Origin of the sequence: Brevibacterium sp. CFH 10365 (assembly GCF_009299785.1) — a bacterium.
Taxonomy (GTDB): Bacteria; Actinomycetota; Actinomycetes; order Actinomycetales; family Brevibacteriaceae; genus Brevibacterium; species Brevibacterium limosum.
This window is the reverse complement of record NZ_VIGO01000001.1, coordinates 354,883-372,117: the sequence shown is the minus strand read 5'-3', so window position 1 is coordinate 372,117 and position 17,235 is coordinate 354,883. Positions and strand designations below refer to the sequence as shown.

The window sequence follows — 17,235 nt, the reverse complement described above, 5'->3', positions numbered from 1 at the left end:
ATCAGAAGCTCCCGAGGAATCCGGAGGGAAGCGGCAGCCCGAGGCCGCCGACGAAGGCGAGTTGCACGATGGCTGACATCGACAGTGCGACGAATGCCGAGGTGAACATGCTGCGTGCACCGAGACCTGTGGCGACGCCGAAGACGAGGATCGCTGCGCTGAGCAGCCATCCGATGACGTCGAGCAGCAGGATGAAGGCGATGAAGCTGCCGACGACGATCGCGATCATCCGCCAGTTCATCGTCGTGTCCTCGGCGGGACCCATGGCTGTCTCCCCGGCGACGGCCGAGCCGGCGGGCTCATCATCGCCGGTCGGGACCGCAGCCTCGGCCGCCGACCTCCGGCGTCGGTCGCTGATGAACTGGCGCGTGCTCTGCACCGCCAGCAGTGCAGTCACGAGGTAAGCGAGCACGGTGATGATCGTGGGGAAGAAGCGCGGTCCCGGGAATGATGCCGTATCGGGAACGTCCATAGCGACCAGGCCGACGGTGAGATAGGCCGCCACGCCAAGCACGAGGATGGTGAGCGGAAAGGATGCCCCGGTAAGTCTCTGCTCGTTCATAGTCCCAGCCCTTCGATGATCTCGGTGACCCGATCCGTCTCGGTCGAGACGAAGTCGGCGAACTCCTGGTCGTCCTGATAGGCGTCGATCCATTTGTTCCGAACCAGCGCGTCCTTCCACTCGGCTGTCTGCACGGTTTCGGAGATGATGGCGGTCAGCTCGGCAGACTCCTCGGCGGAGAGCCCTGGTGGGGCCACCACCCCGCGCCAGTTGGGCAGGTAGGTCTCGTACCCGGCTTCGGCGAAGGTCGGCCCGTCGACGTCCGGCATGGGTTCGGGAGATGCGATGCCCAGACACCGGAGGTTGCCGGCAGTGATCTGGTCGGCGAACTCGTTGTAACCGCTCACTCCCGCAGTGACACTGTGCGAGAGCAGCGCCGATACCGCTTCGCCGCCTCCCGCGAACGGAATGTAATTGACGGCGGCGGTGTCGATGCCGATCTCATCGGCGAACATCGCGGCGAGGAGGTGATCGGTGCCGCCGAGAGATCCGCCGCCGAATGAGACAGAACCGGGATCGGCTTTCAGCGCGTTCGCGAGATCATCGAGGGTCTCGAGCTCTGAGTCGGCCGGCACGACGATCGCTTCGTAGTCATCAGCGAGGTGAGCGATCGGTGTGGTGTCCGTGAGGTCGTGGAGCGAGTCGTTGACGACGATGCCGCCGAGCATGACGGTTCCGGTGATCATGAGGACATCGCTTTGCCCCTGCATCTGGTGGAGCTGCTCAAGCGAGATCGTTCCCGCGGCGCCGGGCACATTGACGACCTGAGGATTGGCGACGATGCCGTTGTCCCTCATGGCGACCTGGAGTTCGCGAGCGACTGTGTCCCAGCCTCCGCCCGGGGCCGCTCCGACCAACAGGGTGAGAGCGGTTCGTGCACCTGAAGCGGAACCGCTGACCACGGCCTGTGTGCCAGCGGCCAGAGTGAGCGGCACTCCTATCCCGACGGCGAGCATTTGGCGCCTGGTGATTGCCATGTGACTTCCCTTCTTCTTGAGCGACTCTGCTCCATCAGCTGGTGGAGGGTGATTGCCGATCGGCAATGGCAACGGATACAGTGGATCACGCGTTCCGCAGAACAATCAAAAGATTCCGTACAATGGAACGCTGAAGGAGCAGTCATGACCGTCCTCTGCATCTCCCACAATGACGAACTCGGCCGAAGGGTCCTCGAGACCGCGCGTGCTGCGGCCGCAGCCATCGGCACCGATGTCGTCGTCGCGATCAGTCCGAACTCCGTTCCCGACTTCGTCTCTGCGGAGAACACGGTCACGCTCCCAGAGAATCAGGACGAAGCCGACGCGATCCTCGACCTCGCCGTCGCCCGGAACGCCTTGCTGCTCGTCGTCGGGATCAGGCGACGCTCACCCGTGGGCAAGTTCCTGTTGGGCAGTTCCGCGCAACGGCTCATCCTCGAAGCAGAGATCCCGGTGCTGACCACGAAGGAGTCGCATCGTGACTGAGGCAGAGGAAGGGGCGACGATCCGCAGCATCTCACGGGCCTTCGCACTCATCCGCTGTTTCTCGCCCGGGGTCGATTCTCTTTCCCTCCAGGAACTCGCCGCCCGTGCCGAGCTGCCCAAGAGCACGGCCGTGCGGATCCTCGGGGCGCTTCGCGCGGAGGGGATGATTGATCGCGATCCACTCACTCACACCTATTCGCCCGGGCTCGGGTTCCTCCATTGGACTCAGATCGCCGGCCACCGATGGGGAGTTCCCGTGTCGGTGACGGAGCTGATGCGCTCGACGGCACACCGCCTCGGCGAATCCCTGAGCATCTATGTGCGATCGGGAGACTCCCGCGTCGCCATCGCCCACATTCCCGGGAATCGATCGCTGCGGCACGTCATCTCAGTTGGTGAGGCCATGCCGCTGTTGGCTGGCGCATCTTCGTGGATCCTCCTCCAGGAGGCTCCGCCAGAGATCGTCGAGCGCATCGAACGCCTCCTGCGAGAGCGCAGCTCGGGGTTCACCGCCCGCGAGCGAATCACCCGCAGCCTCAATCAGGGTCATGCGACGAGTCGCGGCGAGCGTGAGGCAGGCGTCGCCGGGGTGAGTATCCGACTCGAGTTGCCCGATGGTGCCCTCTTCGGAGCGCTCACTATCGGAGGCCCGACCTCCCGGATCACGGAAACAGAAGCGCCCGGACTGGTCGAGGAGCTCCGGCAGATAGCTCCGATCATCGGAGCACAGCTCGACACCCGCCGGTACGCATCAACGCAATGGACAAAGCTCCCCAGGTAGATTACTCCGGTCGGTCGGATCGTCTATGCGGTGTCGGAGCGCGTCTGCTGTGCCGGGCTCCTACCGGTCCGACCCACGAAAGGCAGGCGAGCGGTGAATCGGTATCCTGAAGTCTTCGGCAAGACGGTCGACGAGCACACTCGGTGCGTGCACTACGCGACCGAACTCGACATCATCGCCATCCGCTTCCATTGCTGCGACCGCTACTTTCCCTGCCACCTGTGCCACTCCGAGACAGCCGACCACCCTGCGCAGCAGTGGCCGCGCGAACAGTGGGACCAGCTGGCGATCCTGTGTGGGAACTGCTGGACTGAACTGACGATCGAGACGTACAAGAGCGTCGATAAATGCCCGGAATGCACCGCACCCTTCAATCCACGCTGCGCGGCGCATTCGGATCTCTACTTCGCCGACCACTGAAGAAATCCCGTCACTGAAAGATCCGCTCAGTGAAGGAACTGCATCACCACGATCATCGCGGCCATTCCCCAACAGTCGAGTGAGACCAGAGGGCGCCTGCGGGCGATGTCGTGGACGGCACAGATCACCAAGAGCACAGCTAGGACGACGACGCCCACTGTGAGGAACGTGCTGATGAGCGACATGTCACCGGCATGATGCCCATGGCCGCCAGCTGCATGGCCGCCGGCATGCGTCGAACCGCTCATATGTGTCCCATGGTTGAGGACCTGCCACGCCATGACCGGATAGGTGATGGCGGAGAGGACCGCAGCCGTCGGGCCCGAGTGAGAATCCGCCCGTGATACGCAGCGGTCAGGCGCGGTCGATGACCGAACATCCCGGTTGTCCTCGGATCCCGACAGGTCGTCCGCGCCACTCATGACGAGAGCGGGGGACCGCCTCGGCGAGGGAATCCTTGACGGCGATCGCAGGAAGACGGCCAGGCAGAGCCCGACGATGAGCAGCGCGCCAGACCAGATCACCGGCGGAACCACGGCGGTATAGGCGAGGTCGACCATGGCGAGGACCATCACCGCTGCGGCGACAATGGCCGGCCTCCCCCTCGCAGCGACGGCACCGGTCAGGCACAGGATCCCCGAGGCGACCATGAGGAAGGATGCGAGGCTGCTCATCGTTCGGGTCTGTCAGTCGCACTCGCAGGAGTGACCGGTCTCGGTGCCACAGTGACCCGATTTCGGGCGCGGCACGTCGAGCGCGGGATTCCTGTCGAAGAAGCCATAGGGCTTCATTGTGAACCCGAGCTTGTCGACCGGCATGATCGGCCAGTCCTCGGGACGAGGGAAGTGCGTCATCGCGAACGACGCCCACACGACGATGTCGTCACCATCGACAGGTCGCTGCTGCTCGACCCACTGCGTAATGGTCCCGGCCCCCGGGTTCTGATTCGGATACGTCCCTGAGGGGAACCGTTCGTCCGCATCGAAGTGCGTCAGCCACATGTGCTTCGACCCGAAACCAGCACGCTTCGAGATCGATGACCCCTCGGCCGCCATCATCGTCGGCTCATCGGGCACACGCAGCTCATAGCCGACGGGGAACCCGTGCCGGTTGGTCTTGTCCGGATTGACGATATGCCACACCCGACCGGCCTCACCATCGGCTGTCCTACCACCCTCGGCGGTGAGCCGAGTGAGCTTGCGAGTGAAGGCGTTGCCGTAGGGATTGTCCTCACCGAAGGGGACGCGCACGGCCTCCTGCTCATCGACAGCGTTAGCGATGCCGTCGATCTGCATGTCGAGACGGGCGCAGAACATGTGCTGGTGGAACGGCATGCCCAATCCCTCGTCGCCGAGCGGTGACGACCAGCGCTGACGCTGAGCCTCGTCACCGTATGCGGCCGTGTAGACGATGCCGGTGGCTTTGCACTCGAGCTCGATCGTGCCGTCGAGGTAGAGGTACCAGTAGAAGCCGTAGTCGTAGTTGCCGACGGTGATGAAGAAGGAGATGACGAGGCGGCGGTTGCGGCGCACATCGACGGCGCCGGTGAACTCATCGGTGTGCTTGAACAGGATCCCGGCATCCTCCTCGTGGACGCAGATGGCATTCGTGATCGTGTGCGCATGCCCCTGATCGTCGGCGAGCACGGCGTCCGAGTAGTGGATCTCGCCGAGGCAGTCGCACCCGAGCTCGAGCGAATTCGTGTTCTTGCCCATCGAATACTCGCCGGCGTCGAAGTAGTTCTGCCAGAAGCGCACCGGGCTGGGATCGCCGTAAGGCACGACCATCTCCGCCACCGAGGCGCGGTAGACGATGGGGCGGCGCTCGCCCTCGTCTTCGAAGCTGATCTGGTGGAGGACCAGCCCTTCGACGGGGTCGAAGCCGAGTCGGACCTGCCACTTCTCCCAGTCGAGGACGTCGCCGTCGAGAGTGAAGCTTGCGCCCTCGGGCTGGGAGATCTCGATCGGCTTCTGCGTCGTCCGCGGTTCGGGCAGCCAGGAATCGAGATGGTAGTCGAAGCGCTCCTGGGGCACAGGGATGATATCGGTGTCGACGACCTCGACCACCTCACCTGTGTTGAGGTCGAGATAGGCCACGAGCCCTTCGAGCGGATGCGCCCACGCATTGTCCTGCGGGTCCGACTGGATGAAGGACGAACCGCGCACGAGGCGGCGGCCAGCCTCTCCGGGAATGCCGAAGCATCCGGCGGAGAGCGCGCAGATGCGCACGGTCTCGACATCGGTGATGCCGTGAGCCTCGACAGCCGCCCGCCACGTCGCGTCGTTGCGAATCATCTGCTCGGCCTCTTCGTACTCGGTCATGGTGATCGGGGCCTGACCCTCGGCCGCGACATCGAGCACACGGGCGAACAGCACCTTGCGTTCGGGCAGGGAGACGAGAAGCTCCGTCTGCTCCCCCGTGCTGCGGTCGATGATGAGCGAGCGCACCCGGCGGTCGAGGTCGGTGGCGCCTGCGATGACCTCGCGCTTATCCGGTTCGACGAGGCTGACGAGGGCGAACAGCGTCTGTTCGCTCACGTGGCCGGCATCGACGATGATCGCTCGGTTGAGTTCGATCTCTTCGGAGGTCAGGCGATCGAGGGGGTGGGTGGTCGCACTGCCGGTGGCAGTCGGTGTTATTGCAGTCATGGGTCTTCACATGCCTTTCTGTGTATCGAGTTTGTTGTTGAGATCGGGGTCGAGGTCATCGAGCAGATCCTGAGGATCGGTCGGGGTAGGGCGGAAGACGCGGACCCGGTGTCCGCGGACGTATCCGACGAGAGCCAGCGCGGCGAGGGCGCCGAGGGTGCCGAGAGTGAGGGCCGTGAACGGTCCCTGATCGACGCCCCATTCGTCGAGGAAGTTGTACTCCTGCCCGAAGAGCCGATCGAGCGTACCGGGGAAGATCGCGACCCAGGATCCGAGCAGGATCCAGAGGAAGGCGATGCCGCCGAGGATGGTGAACCCGACATTGCCGACGGGCACCCGGAAGGGGCGTTCGATGCCGGGATGCTTCCAGCGCAACTTGATGGCCGCGGGAATGATGAGCAAATAGCTGAGCAGGAACGTCGAGATGGAGATCGAGAGAACGACCCCGAACAGTGCACCGGCATCACCGCTGAGCTGCATGGCCGCGATGAGGAAGACCGTGGCGACGGTGCCCGAGAGCAGGTTGACGTTGACCGGGGTGCCGAGGGTGCGCGAGATCTTGCCGAAGAAGCCTCCGAAGAAGGCGCCGTCGGCCGCGGTCAGTGCCTGCATCCGATCGCTCATGATCATCCACGCCGCGCCTTGAGAGGCGAGGATGATGACGAACATCAGGGCTGCGAGTACGACCATGATCTCGGCAGCGGGGCCGTAGACGGTGAACACCGTCTGCACGGCGTCGAGGAGCCCGCCGATGCCGGTGATCGTCTCGGTCGGCAACACGAGCAGCATGGCGAGGACCGGTAGGAGATAGCAGAGCGCGGAGATGAAACCGGAACGTGCGATGGCGACGGGGATGTCCTTCTTCGGGTTCTTCATCTCGTCCGAGGCGCTGTTCGAGGCCTCGAATCCGAGGTAGGAGAAAAGCAGGAGCGGCACAAGCCCGAGGAAGCCGCCGAGGCTGGGGCTGAAGTCCGAGAGGCGGAGGGGCTGAACTCCGTGCTGGGCAGCGTAGATGATTGTGGTGAAGAGGAAGAACGCGATGAAGATGACCTTGAGCACACCCCCGAGCGTCGGCAGCCACTTCGCCTTCGCCAGCGACAGAATCGCCGCGATCACCGTGATCCAGATGAAGACGATCTTGAAGATCCAGTCGCCCATCGATCCGGTCTCGATCGGGCTGATGAATTGGTTCCAGGTGCCGGTGGCGAGGAAAGCCATCGAACCGCCCACCCATACCGGCTGAGTGACCCAGCTCAGTATCGAGGCGATCGCACCCGCGGGGCGTCCGAAGGCCTGGCGAACCCAGATATAGGCTCCGCCCTCGCCGACGAAGGTGCTGCCGGTCTCGGCGAAGACGAGCGCGTAGGGCACGAGGAAGAAGATCGCGAGGACGAGTGTCCAGGTGAAGGTCTCCGCTCCGAATCCCGCGGTCTCGGCGAGGACTTCGATGCTCAAGACCGCCGACATGACGATGAGCACGATGTCGAATCGGCCGAGCGTCTTCTTCAGATGCTGCTTCTGTTCGTCCGCGTATGCGGTCGTGCGTTCGAGGGAAGACACCATCCACCTCCTTGTGAGTGGGCGTCCGATAGAGTTCTTTGAGCTACACCGTAAAGAATTGCACGGACGGTCGCCGATTGACAGAGGTGCGGCCATACCGATCCGCGTTTGCCTGCATCACTTCAGGAGATAATGGGCCCATGGCGAGACCGAAGAATCAGGAGGGCCGTCGGGCACAGCTGGTGCAGGCGGCGAAGAAGGCGATCGCAGAGCGCGGACTCAACGGTCTGCGCACCATCGACGTGGCCGCGCACTCCGAGGTCGGGGCCGGATCCGTGGCGTACTACTATCCCGACCTCGGCGATCTGGTGCGCGAGGTGCACGAGGACGCGGTATCACGCTTCTATTGGAACCGGCGCGAGCAGGGGATCGCAGGTGAGACGCCGGAGACCAAGCTGGCTCACGTGATCCGCAGCGGCATCCCCGTGTCCTCGGACGACATCGACTTCCAGGTGCTCAACGAGCTGCACACCCATGCGTTCAGAGACAATTTCCACGCGGGGCTCATGGCCGAGCTCTACCGACTCGAGGTCTCCCTCTACACCGCGGTGCTCACCGAGGGTGTCGATTCCGGAGCCTTCACGATGACGCTGCCCATGGGGACGGCGGCGAGCAACCTCGTGGCACTCGAAGACGCCTACGGACTGCACTTCATGGGCGGAACGCCGCTCGACGCCGATGACATCTTCCGGCTCATCGCGGCCAACGCCGAGGTGCTGACCGGGTGCCGGCTGGTCGAGACGACATTAGGGTGACTGGATTGCACCTCATTTCTGCGCATTCTGACCTCCTGTGAATGCAGTTCGACGCCAGCTCGTGACGGAGCTGGCGCCGAGAAGCGCATTGCGGTGGGCGATTGCACCTAATAGCGGGGGACTACTGAACGAGGAACCCGCCATCGACTGGGAGTGAAACACCTGTGATGAACTCTGAGTCAGAAGACAGGAGGAAGCTGATTGCGGCGGCCACGTCATCTGGTTTCGTCAGGTGTCCCATGGGGATCGGGGCGGCGAGCTCAGCCTTTTCAGCTTCTAGTTCAGCACCGGTCTTACCGATGAGCCCATCAATGAGCGGAGTGTCTGCATCTGCAGGGCAGACGGCATTGACGCGAATCTTGTCTGAAGCGTGCTGCAATGCCATCTGACGAGTGAGGTTGACGACTGCGCCCTTTGAAGCAGCGTAGGCGCACTCGTCCTTGTTGACGACGAAGCCGAAAACCGAAGCGATGTTGACGATCGAGCCGCCCCCAGACTTGACGATCTCTGGAATCGCGTATTTGCCGGTGAGGAAGATGCTCTTGACGTTGACATTCATCATCGTGTCCCACGCTTTCTCAGTGCAGTCCACCACTCCTCCCTCCCCCAGAGCAATCCCCGCACAGTTGACAACGCCGTGGAGCCCACCGAACTCAGTAGTGGCCTGGGCGACTGCAGATTCGACCGCGTCGGCCTCGGTGACGTCGGCTTCCAACGCTATGGCATGACCTTCAGCGACGGCATTGATTTCTTCCGCCACCGTCTCTGCCGATTTGAGCTGCAGGTCCAATACGCCGATGCGAGCTCCTTCAGAGGCCAAGCGCAGGCTGGTTGCTCTGCCCAAACCGGATCCACCGCCAGTGACGATGAAGATCGAGTTTTCAAAACGTGCCATTGATTCTCTCCTTTTGGTTGCAGCCAGTTCAGACCGGCTCATTGTTTTCTGGACGATTGACGGAAGGGATACTTGGTGAGTTCTCATCTATGTCGGTGAGGGATTCCAGTGGTGAGCTCATCTCGTCGACGGTGGTGTCCGACTCCAGGCGATCAGCCATGCGTCGCGTTCGGCGCATGAGCACGAAATAGATGATTCCCGGCAAGGTCAGGGCGATGATCCAGGCGTAATCGATTCCGCCGACTGCTTCGAAGAGGAATCCGGTGAAGAACGCAGTGCTCATGAACGGGATCTCAACCAGGATTGTCGCCCCGTAGGCGATCAGTGCACGCGAATTGAATCGACCGTATCGCCCATTGGGATCGAAGATGTCGCCGACGACGTATCGACCCCTTCGGACGAAGAAGAAATCGACGAGGTTGATGGTGGTCCACGGGAACAACATGTAGCCGAGAACAAGCAGTAGGTTCTCGAAGAAGGCCATGAAGTCGCTGCTCGCCAATACGGCCACCAAAGTGGCGACGGCAAAGACGATGAGGAACAGAACCGCTCGAGCAGACAAGGTTGTCTTGACTCGTCTGAAGGTGTCAACGATTGTGGTCAGCGACATGAATGCGCCATACAAGTTGAATACGTTTGTAGCAATGACGCCTATCACGATGAATATATAGACCGCGGGAGCTAGCGCGCTTGGGAAGAGCCCCGCAATAGTCTGACTGGGCTGGGAGCCGTACTCGGGGAAAATCGTCGTCAACATGGCGCCGAGCGTCATCAGCCATGTGGTGCTGACCACAAGGCCCAGATAAGTGAAAATGAATGTCTGTTTTCCGCTGGTGCTGCTTGGCAGGTATCGCGAATAGTCCGCAACGTACGGGGCAAACGTCAATTGCCAGGTTGCTGTCGCAGCAATGAGCAGGAGGAACGCGGTGCCGTTGAAATTGCCAGCATTCCAAGAGCTTGACGGAAGACCGTGCTGTATCACCACTACTGTCACAGCCAGGAACCCTGCTCCGAGAATGATGGCGAACCAGCGTTCGATCTTGTGAATGAGGTCGTGACCGTAGAAGGTGATTACGAGAATCACCAGGCCTGAGATGACGATGCCCCAATTCTTTCCTATTGGTGTGCCCGCGTCGATGGCGTCTCCAGCTATAACTGAATTGCTTGCGAAATAGCCGATGTACATGATGAGTACTGCGAACAAAGGGATGGCTGCGCCGAAGACTCCGAACTGCGCGCGGCTCTGAATCATCTGGGGGATTCCGAGAACCGGGCCCTGTACAGAGTGACCGGCGACAAAGAAGGCACCAAGGAAATTGCCGCAAATGATTGCGACGACGCTCCAGAACATGTTGAGTCCAGAGAGAACCCCAATACCTCCAGTCAGGGTGGTCAACACCATCATGTTGACGCTGAACCAGAGGGGAAACTGGCTGGCGGGATGTCCATGCCGCTCGTTGTGTGGAACAAATTCGACTGATCGGAGTTCCGGGAGTTTTGCACTCATGTTCTGCTCACTTCTTTGTGGTCTCTTTTGAGATTGCTTATGGAGCTGTCTGTCCGCGTTTCACCTTTCGCGTATACGGGAAAGATGAGACGCGGAGGGCCAAGTGGAGCTTCACCCCCACTGCAGCCAGGTCGTCTTGAAGTCCGAGTAGTTCTCCAGAGCGTGGACGGACAGGTCGCGACCGAAGCCGGACTGCTTGAACCCGCCGAAGGGCGTGGTGAAGCCCAGTGCGTCGACGGTGTTGACCGAGACAGTGCCGGCCACCAGGCGAGCAGACACACGATGTGCCCGGGCCATGCTGCCCGTCCACAGGGCCGCTGCCAGTCCGTACGGCGTCTCATTCGCCTTCGTGACCGCCTCCTCCTCGGTGTCGAAGGGGGTGACGAGGGCGACCGGTCCGAAGATCTCGTGGCGGTGCAGACGGTGATCGGCCGGCAGGTCGGTGACGATCGTGGGCTCGATGAACGTGCGGCGGCCGTTGATCTCCGGACGGTTGCCGCCCTGGACGATGGTGCCGTCCGCGCGAGCCTGTTCGATGCATTCCCACACCTCACCGGCGTGCTTCTCAGACACGAGACAGCCGATCGCGCTCTCGGGATCGAGCGGGTCTCCAGGCTGGAAGTCCTCTGCCGCGTCCTCGAGCAGATGGACGAACTCCTCGTACACAGAGCGTTCGACGAAGATCCGCGAGGTGGCCGAACAGACCTCTCCCTGGTTGTAGAAGATGCCGAACGCCGCCTTCCGTGCCGCGGCAGCGAGGTCATCGGTGTCGGCGAAGATGACATTCGCGCTCTTGCCCCCGGCTTCGAGCGCCAGACGCTTCATATTGGACTCCCCGGCGTAGACCTGGAGCTGCTTGGCGACCTCGGTGGACCCGGTGAAGCCGAGCATGTCCACATCCATGTGCCGTCCCAGTGCCGTACCGACGACCGACCCGCGACCGGGAACGACGTTGAGGATGCCCGCGGGCAGCCCCGCCTCGGCGGCGATCTCGGCCAGCAGCAGAACCGAATGCGAGGCCTCGACCGGCGGTTTGACGACCAGCGCATTGCCAGCCGCCAGCGCGGGCGCGATCTTCCACGTCGCGATCTCCAGCGGATAGTTCCACGGCACGATGACCCCGATGACGCCCAGCGGTTCGCGGGTGACGAGCGCCGTCGACCCGGCCGGGGTCACCGGGATCTCGTCACTGAGCTTCTCGATCGCCTCTCCGTAGAAGCGGAACAGGGCCGCGGACCCCGGGGCGTCGATCGTCGAGGACTCACCGATCGGCTTGCCCATGTCGAGCGTGTCGAGGAGGGCGAATTCGTCCGACCGCGCTTCGATGAGCTCGGCCAGACGCAGCAGCACCTCACGCCGATGCGTCGCCGAGGCGCGCGACCACTCGCCGGCGTCGAAGGCGGCGCGAGCGCTCGCCACGGCCGCATCGACATCGGATCCGTCACCGAGGTGGAGCTGCGAGATCACCTCACCGGTGGCCGGGTTCGTCTTCGCATAGGTCTGCCCCGAGCGTGCATCGACACGTCGCCCGTCGACGACTGGGCGTCCGTCGATGGTCAGAGCCGCCGCTGCGGCCCGCCACTCGGCCAGGGTGGCCGGTCGGGTCGTGGTGTCGGTCAGGGTCGCGGTCATGGAAGGTCTCCTTCGAGTGTGGTGCGGAACGTGAGTGGGCAGTGGCGGCGATCAGCGGTCGCTAGAGGGCTCGACGGCCGAGGGGCTGGGGCACTCGGCCGGGGCGGCCGCCTCGGCGACCGAGGTTGCCGATGACTCCTCGAGGTCGTCGGAGCGCAGCAGATCGATGCCGCGGGTCTCGGGCAGGGAGGCGACGGTGACGATGCCGATGACGCCGACGACGGCGAGGAACCAGCCGGGGCTGAGCGTGCTGCCGGTGGAATCGATGAGCCAGGTGAGGATGTACGGCGCCGTGCCGGCGAAGAGTGCGGCGGTCAGGGCATAGGCGATGGACAGTCCCGTCTGCCTCGTCCGGGTCGGGAAGAGCTCGACGACGGCGGCAGCGTGGGTGCCGAGGATGATCGCGAGGATGAACGCCAGGCCGAAGGTCGAGACGAACGACGCCCAGGGGTAGTCGGCGCCCATGAGGAGGAACAGCGGAACCGAGAGCACCGTGAGTGCGATCGCAGCGGTCATGAGCACAGGCTTGCGTCCGAACCTGTCCGAGGCAAGGCCCGCCAGCGGGACGATGACGAGACCGAGCGCCGAGGCCAGGGTCGACAGCAGCGCCGCCCGACCGGGTTCGATGCCGACGGCGGTCTCCTGATAGGTGAGCAGGTAGACGAGGACGACATAGAAGGTGACGTTCATGAACGTCTCCATCCCGCAGGTCTGGAGGAACTGTTTGGGATTGCGTTTGAACACCTCACGCAGGGGCGCCTCGGCGACGGTCTCCATCTTCTGCAGGGCCGAGAACTCCGGGGTGTCCTCGATCTTCCGACGGATGTAGAGGCCGATGAAGCCCAAGGGCACGGTGATGAGGAACGGGATCCGCCAGCCCCAGGCGCTCACCTGGTCGGGCGTCAGCGCCTGGTTGAGGAGGAAGACGACGAAGGAGGCCAAGAGGAATCCGGCCAGGGACCCCACCTCGAGCCAGCTGCAGCCGAAGCCGCGGCGCTTCGGCGGTGAGAATTCGCCGAGGAAGGCCGCCGCGCTGCCGAATTCGCCACCGGCGGCCAGCCCCTGGACGATGCGGGTGACGATGAGGAGGATCGGAGCGAGCACACCGATGGTCCCGTAGGTCGGCAGCACTCCGAGTGCGAGCGTCGACAGGGCCATGGCGAGGATGACCAGCGACAGGGTGTGCTTGCGTCCGAGCTTGTCGCCGAGGCGGCCGAAGATGATCGCGCCGATCGGCCGGACGAGGAAGGAGACGGCGAAGACCGCGAAGGTGGCAAGCAGTCCTGCGGTGCTGTCCTCCTCGGGGAAGAAGATCGCCGCGATCGTCGTGGCCATATAGGCATAGACGGCCCAGTCGAACCAGTGGACGAGAACGCCGATGGAGCCGGCGACCACGCTCTTGCGCAGACCTTTCTGATAGGCCAGCCCCGCGGCGGCCTGGGTGTCACCTGACATGTCCGAATCCTCCTTTGGAATCGTGGTGCGCTGAGTGAGTTCGCTCAGGCCCGTTGGGCGCTGACGTCGGCGGCCGTCCAGGCCAGCGCGGTGGCGCCGTCGATGAGTGTGCTCTCGGCCCGGTTGCCGACGCAGGACTCGGCGAAGGCGGCCTGATGATTGCTCGCCTCGCCGCCGACCCCGATATAGGGGTGGATGGCGTCGACGATCTGGGAGACGTTGCCCATGTCCGTCGACGCGCGGTTCATCGTTGCGGCGACGGGGTCGACGTCGAAGTCTCGGCCGAGTGCGAGAGCATTGGCCCGGTAGGCCTCGAGCGCGGCTTCATCGGTGCGCATCTCCGAATACCGGCGGCTTTCCGGAGTGATCGACAGCTGCGCCCCAGTGGCCAGGGCTCCTGCCTCGAAGCAGTTGATGACCTTCTTCTCGAGGGCCAGCAGTTCCTCCGTCGTCTCGGCGCGCACGTACCAGCGGCCCTCCGTCTTGGCCGGAATCGCGTTGGGGGCCTCGCCGCCGTTCGTCATCACCCCATGGACGCGTGCGGTCGTCGGCAGCTGCTGGCGCAGCAGGCCGAGGGCGACCTGGGCGATGAGGAACGCGTCGTTGGCATTGATGCCGCGTTCCGGGTATGCGGCGGCATGGGCGGCGCGCCCGGTGTACTCGACGTGCCAGTGGGTGACGGCGAAGGGTTCGGCCTCGGCGACGTCGACGGGTGCGGGATGGGCCATGAGCGCGAAGTCGAGATCGGTGAAGGCTCCGCGGTCGAGCAGCTCGATCTTGCCCCCACCGCCCTCTTCGGCGGGAGTGCCGATGACCTCGACGGTGATGCCGAGTTCCGCAGCCGCCTCGGCGAGGCCGATCGCCCCGCCGACGCTCATCGCAGCGATGAGGTTGTGGCCGCAGGCGTGGCCGAGTCCGGGCAGAGCATCGTATTCGGCGAGGAAGCCGATGGTGAAATCACCCGATCCGAACGTGGCGCGGAAGGCGGTGTCGAGCCCGAGATAGGGCCGTTCGACGGTGAAGCCGTGCTCGGCCAGGACTCCGGCGACGGCGGCCGAGGAGCGGAACTCCTGCCAGCCGAGCTCCGGATCGTCGTGGAGGGAGTTCGACAGTGCGATGAGCTTCGGCGCGACCTCGGTGATCCGGGCGGCGACTCGATCCTTGACTGCGGTTGGTGCGTCGTTCATCGATCGTCACCGGGCACGCCGTAGGACGGTGAGGCGGCCGGGTCGAGGCCGCGGGTGATGTAGTCGTCCCGCTGGGGCATCCAGATCTCGAGGAGGCGGCCCAGCTGCCCGATCGGATCCTCATCGGCCCAGTCGACGCGCAGATCGGTGACCCTCCAGCCGGAGCCGTTGACCACGGACAGGCCCGCCGAGTGGACGGGACCGGCCTCCCCTCCGGCAGCCATGGCGGCTTCGAAGGCCGCGAAGAGGCGCTCCTCGAGACGTCCGGTGGATGACAGCGCAGTCTCGACGAAGGTATCGAGGACTGTCAGGTCCGCGAGCATATTGCCTCCGGCCACCGCGTTGGTCTCGGTGCGGGCACCGAAGATGCCGAGTGCCTGTGCGCCGGAATGTGCGGCGGTGCTGCCGGCCGCGTCGATGACGAGCAGCTGCCGAAAGTCGATCGCGGTCGGATCGGCAGCGGCGACGACCGCGTCGAGAGCCGCCTGCGCATTCTTGCCGGCGGCCATCTCGTCGAGGATTGCCGGACCGAGGCGAGGGTCGGTGATGTTCTGCGAGTTCACGCCGCCGACGCCGTCGGCCAGATTGATGCAGCGTGCGGCGACGGCCGGTGAGGACGAGGAGATCGCGGAGCCGAACTCCCCGGTCTCGGGATCGTGGAGGAGGAGCGAGAAGGTCACTGGGCCACCTCGGTCCGTCCCGCCTCGGCGGTGTCGCTGATGACGGCGGTGGCGTCGATCTCGACGAGCCATTCGGGGCGTGCCAGGGCCTGGACGACGATGCCCGTCGAGACGGGGAAGACGCCCTTCAGCCACTTGCCCATAGTGCGGTAGACGTCCTCGCGGTAGCGGGGGTCGATGATGTAGACGGTGACCTTGACGATGTCGGCGAGGCTGCTGCCGGCCTCCTCGAGGAGCATCGCGATGTTCGCCATCGCCTTCTCCGCCTGCGCGGTGACATCGCCGATGCCCACCGACTCCCGGGTCTCGAGGTCCTGGCCGATCTGTCCGCGCAGGTAGACGACACCGCCGGCGACGACGGCCTGGCAGAGATCGTTGTCGAGATTCTGCTCCGGATAGGTGTCCTTGGTGTTGAACATTCTCAGTCGTGTGTGCGTCGGCTCTGCCATAGCGGCGTCTCCTCGTCGAGTGAAGCGGTCGTTGTCTGCCACCCATTCTCGGGACATTCCATTCATCTGTGAAATAGTTATAATTTAGTCAGAGCATCTACAAAACAGATTCTTCATCGCAGGGAGCCGCAATGGTGCAGAGATTCGCGATCACGCTCACCCAGCTGTCGTACTTCGCCGAATGCGCGAAGACGCTCAATATGACCGAGGCCAGCCAGGAGCTGCACATCGCCCAGTCGGCTGTGTCGACGGCGATCAACCAGCTGGAGAAGGCCCTCGGGGCTCCGCTGTTCGTGCGTCAGCACTCGAAGGGCCTCGTGCTGACCTCGGCCGGCGAGAGCCTGCTCCATGAGACCCGGGAGATCTTCGGTCGGATCACCGACGCCGTCGACTCGATCCAGGCCGGCCAGCGTGAGGTGCGCGGAACCATCGTCATCGCCTGCTTCCAGACGATCGCACCGTTTCTGCTGCCGCAGCTGCTCCAGCGATTGGGCGAGCGTCACCCCGACCTGACCGTCGAGGTCGTCGAGGGAGACCATGAGGAGAGCATCGACGCACTGCGCAGCGGTCGCGTCGAACTCGCGCTCAACTACGACCTCACCGAATCCGACGGCATCCGCGCCGAGATCGTCGGCGAGGCCCGGCCGCACGTCATCGTCGGCACCGACCATCGTCTCGCCCGTCGGAAGAAGGTCTCGCTGAGCGAGCTCGCTGAGGACGATTTCGTCGTCCTCGACCTTCCCGACAGTCGCGAGTACTTCCTCAACATGCTCCGCCTGGCCGGCATCACCCCGCATCTGCGCTACCGGAGCTCGAGCTACGAGACCGTGCGCTCGATGGTCGCCATGGGCCTCGGGTTCTCCATCCTCAACCAGCGGCCGCGCATCCGGCAGACCTACACGGGGGAGCGGACGACGATCCTCGAGATCTCCGATCCCGTCCCCACCCTGCACGTGGCCGTGTCCACCCTGGCTCGATCCGGGCAGACGGCGAAGGCCGCTGCCGTGGCCGACGTCGTCCGCGAGATCCTCGCCGAGGTGGCTCCCGAGTCAGGCTGAAAGCGTCTCCGTTAGATACCCCCAAGTGATCGACAAATGGTCACTGCATCTATTCATAAGATGCAGTGGACCGTGAAGAACTATTGGCATTGCCGCTTCCACCTGCGGTTTGCTGGAAGGCGTCAGGGCAACATCGAAGTTGTGCCCGCCAGCAATGAAGCAGATGCCGCCGCAGCGCGGCAC

Annotated in this window: 17 protein-coding genes; 5 read left to right on the top strand and 12 right to left on the bottom strand. The window is 63.8% G+C overall.

Annotated elements, in window-relative coordinates; translation table 11 throughout:
- Nucleotide 1 precedes the first annotated feature (1 nt).
- Both FHG09_RS01545 and FHG09_RS01540 read right to left on the bottom strand, forming a co-directional pair.
- A complete protein-coding gene (locus FHG09_RS01545) occupies nucleotides 2-562 on the bottom strand; it encodes a tripartite tricarboxylate transporter TctB family protein (protein WP_193627238.1) in 561 nt (186 codons plus the stop codon).
- A complete protein-coding gene (locus tag FHG09_RS01540; protein WP_152345931.1) occupies nucleotides 559-1,539 on the bottom strand; it encodes a Bug family tripartite tricarboxylate transporter substrate binding protein in 981 nt (326 codons plus the stop codon). Before FHG09_RS01540 ends, FHG09_RS01545 begins: the two co-directional genes overlap by 4 nt.
- A 144-nt stretch (nucleotides 1,540-1,683) precedes the next feature.
- Here FHG09_RS01540 and FHG09_RS01535 point away from each other — a divergent pair, with 144 nt between their 5' ends.
- The 3 genes from FHG09_RS01535 (at nucleotide 1,684) to FHG09_RS01525 (ending at nucleotide 3,226) form a co-directional block, all read left to right on the top strand.
- Entirely contained in the window at nucleotides 1,684-2,025 is a 342-nt protein-coding gene (locus tag FHG09_RS01535; protein WP_152345930.1) for a universal stress protein, read from the top strand.
- Complete coding sequence (locus tag FHG09_RS01530) at nucleotides 2,018-2,806, top strand: IclR family transcriptional regulator (protein ID WP_152345929.1); 789 nt, start codon at nucleotides 2,018-2,020, stop codon at nucleotides 2,804-2,806. The genes FHG09_RS01535 and FHG09_RS01530 overlap by 8 nt, the downstream gene beginning before the upstream one ends.
- Nucleotides 2,807-2,899: 93 nt before the next feature.
- Nucleotides 2,900-3,226 (top strand): CHY zinc finger protein, encoded by a 327-nt coding sequence (locus FHG09_RS01525; protein ID WP_152345928.1) that lies wholly within the window; start codon nucleotides 2,900-2,902, stop codon nucleotides 3,224-3,226.
- A 26-nt stretch (nucleotides 3,227-3,252) separates the two neighbouring features.
- Here the strand turns inward: FHG09_RS01525 and FHG09_RS01520 are convergent, their stop codons facing one another.
- The 3 genes from FHG09_RS01520 to FHG09_RS01510 are packed head-to-tail and all read right to left on the bottom strand — an operon-like array spanning nucleotide 3,253 to nucleotide 7,437.
- A complete protein-coding gene (locus tag FHG09_RS01520; RefSeq protein WP_152345927.1) occupies nucleotides 3,253-3,900 on the bottom strand; it encodes a hypothetical protein in 648 nt (215 codons plus the stop codon).
- A 12-nt stretch (nucleotides 3,901-3,912) separates the two neighbouring features.
- Nucleotides 3,913-5,874 carry a primary-amine oxidase gene (locus FHG09_RS01515; protein WP_152345926.1) on the bottom strand — a complete coding sequence of 654 codons (1,962 nt, stop codon included), beginning with the start codon at nucleotides 5,872-5,874 and terminating at the stop codon, nucleotides 3,913-3,915.
- Between the two features lie 6 nt (nucleotides 5,875-5,880).
- Nucleotides 5,881-7,437: an APC family permease gene (locus FHG09_RS01510; RefSeq protein WP_152345925.1), complete on the bottom strand. Its 1,557-nt coding sequence runs from the start codon at nucleotides 7,435-7,437 to the stop codon at nucleotides 5,881-5,883.
- Nucleotides 7,438-7,574: 137 nt separating this feature from the next.
- Between FHG09_RS01510 and FHG09_RS01505 the strand changes: the two genes are divergently transcribed.
- The gene (locus tag FHG09_RS01505; RefSeq protein WP_152345924.1) at nucleotides 7,575-8,189 is read left to right on the top strand and encodes a TetR/AcrR family transcriptional regulator; all 615 of its coding nucleotides are present in this window, start codon (nucleotides 7,575-7,577) and stop codon (nucleotides 8,187-8,189) included.
- A gap of 121 nt (nucleotides 8,190-8,310) precedes the next feature.
- Here FHG09_RS01505 and FHG09_RS01500 read toward each other — a convergent pair whose 3' ends face one another.
- The 7 genes from FHG09_RS01500 to FHG09_RS01470 all read right to left on the bottom strand — a co-directional run bounded on the left by FHG09_RS01500 (nucleotide 8,311) and on the right by FHG09_RS01470 (nucleotide 15,994).
- A complete protein-coding gene (locus FHG09_RS01500; RefSeq protein WP_193627237.1) occupies nucleotides 8,311-9,084 on the bottom strand; it encodes an SDR family NAD(P)-dependent oxidoreductase in 774 nt (257 codons plus the stop codon).
- 28 nt (nucleotides 9,085-9,112) lie between these two features.
- Complete coding sequence (locus tag FHG09_RS01495) at nucleotides 9,113-10,591, bottom strand: purine-cytosine permease family protein (protein WP_152345922.1); 1,479 nt, start codon at nucleotides 10,589-10,591, stop codon at nucleotides 9,113-9,115.
- A 111-nt stretch (nucleotides 10,592-10,702) separates the two neighbouring features.
- A complete protein-coding gene (locus tag FHG09_RS01490; protein WP_152345921.1) occupies nucleotides 10,703-12,223 on the bottom strand; it encodes an aldehyde dehydrogenase family protein in 1,521 nt (506 codons plus the stop codon).
- 51 nt (nucleotides 12,224-12,274) lie between these two features.
- Complete coding sequence (locus tag FHG09_RS01485) at nucleotides 12,275-13,678, bottom strand: MFS transporter (protein ID WP_152345920.1); 1,404 nt, start codon at nucleotides 13,676-13,678, stop codon at nucleotides 12,275-12,277.
- 44 nt (nucleotides 13,679-13,722) lie between these two features.
- The gene (locus FHG09_RS01480) at nucleotides 13,723-14,865 is read right to left on the bottom strand and encodes a M20 family metallopeptidase (protein ID WP_152345919.1); all 1,143 of its coding nucleotides are present in this window, start codon (nucleotides 14,863-14,865) and stop codon (nucleotides 13,723-13,725) included.
- Nucleotides 14,862-15,545 carry a DUF1028 domain-containing protein gene (locus tag FHG09_RS01475; RefSeq protein ID WP_152345918.1) on the bottom strand — a complete coding sequence of 228 codons (684 nt, stop codon included), beginning with the start codon at nucleotides 15,543-15,545 and terminating at the stop codon, nucleotides 14,862-14,864. The genes FHG09_RS01480 and FHG09_RS01475 overlap by 4 nt, the downstream gene beginning before the upstream one ends.
- On the bottom strand, nucleotides 15,542-15,994 hold the full coding sequence (locus tag FHG09_RS01470; RefSeq protein WP_152345917.1) for a RidA family protein: 453 nt from the start codon (nucleotides 15,992-15,994) through the stop codon (nucleotides 15,542-15,544). Before FHG09_RS01470 ends, FHG09_RS01475 begins: the two co-directional genes overlap by 4 nt.
- Before the next feature lie 131 nt (nucleotides 15,995-16,125).
- On the opposite strand from FHG09_RS01470, the gene FHG09_RS01465 reads away from it, so the two are divergent.
- Entirely contained in the window at nucleotides 16,126-17,052 is a 927-nt protein-coding gene (locus tag FHG09_RS01465; protein WP_152345916.1) for a LysR substrate-binding domain-containing protein, read from the top strand.
- The last annotated feature ends 183 nt before the right edge of the window (nucleotides 17,053-17,235 follow it).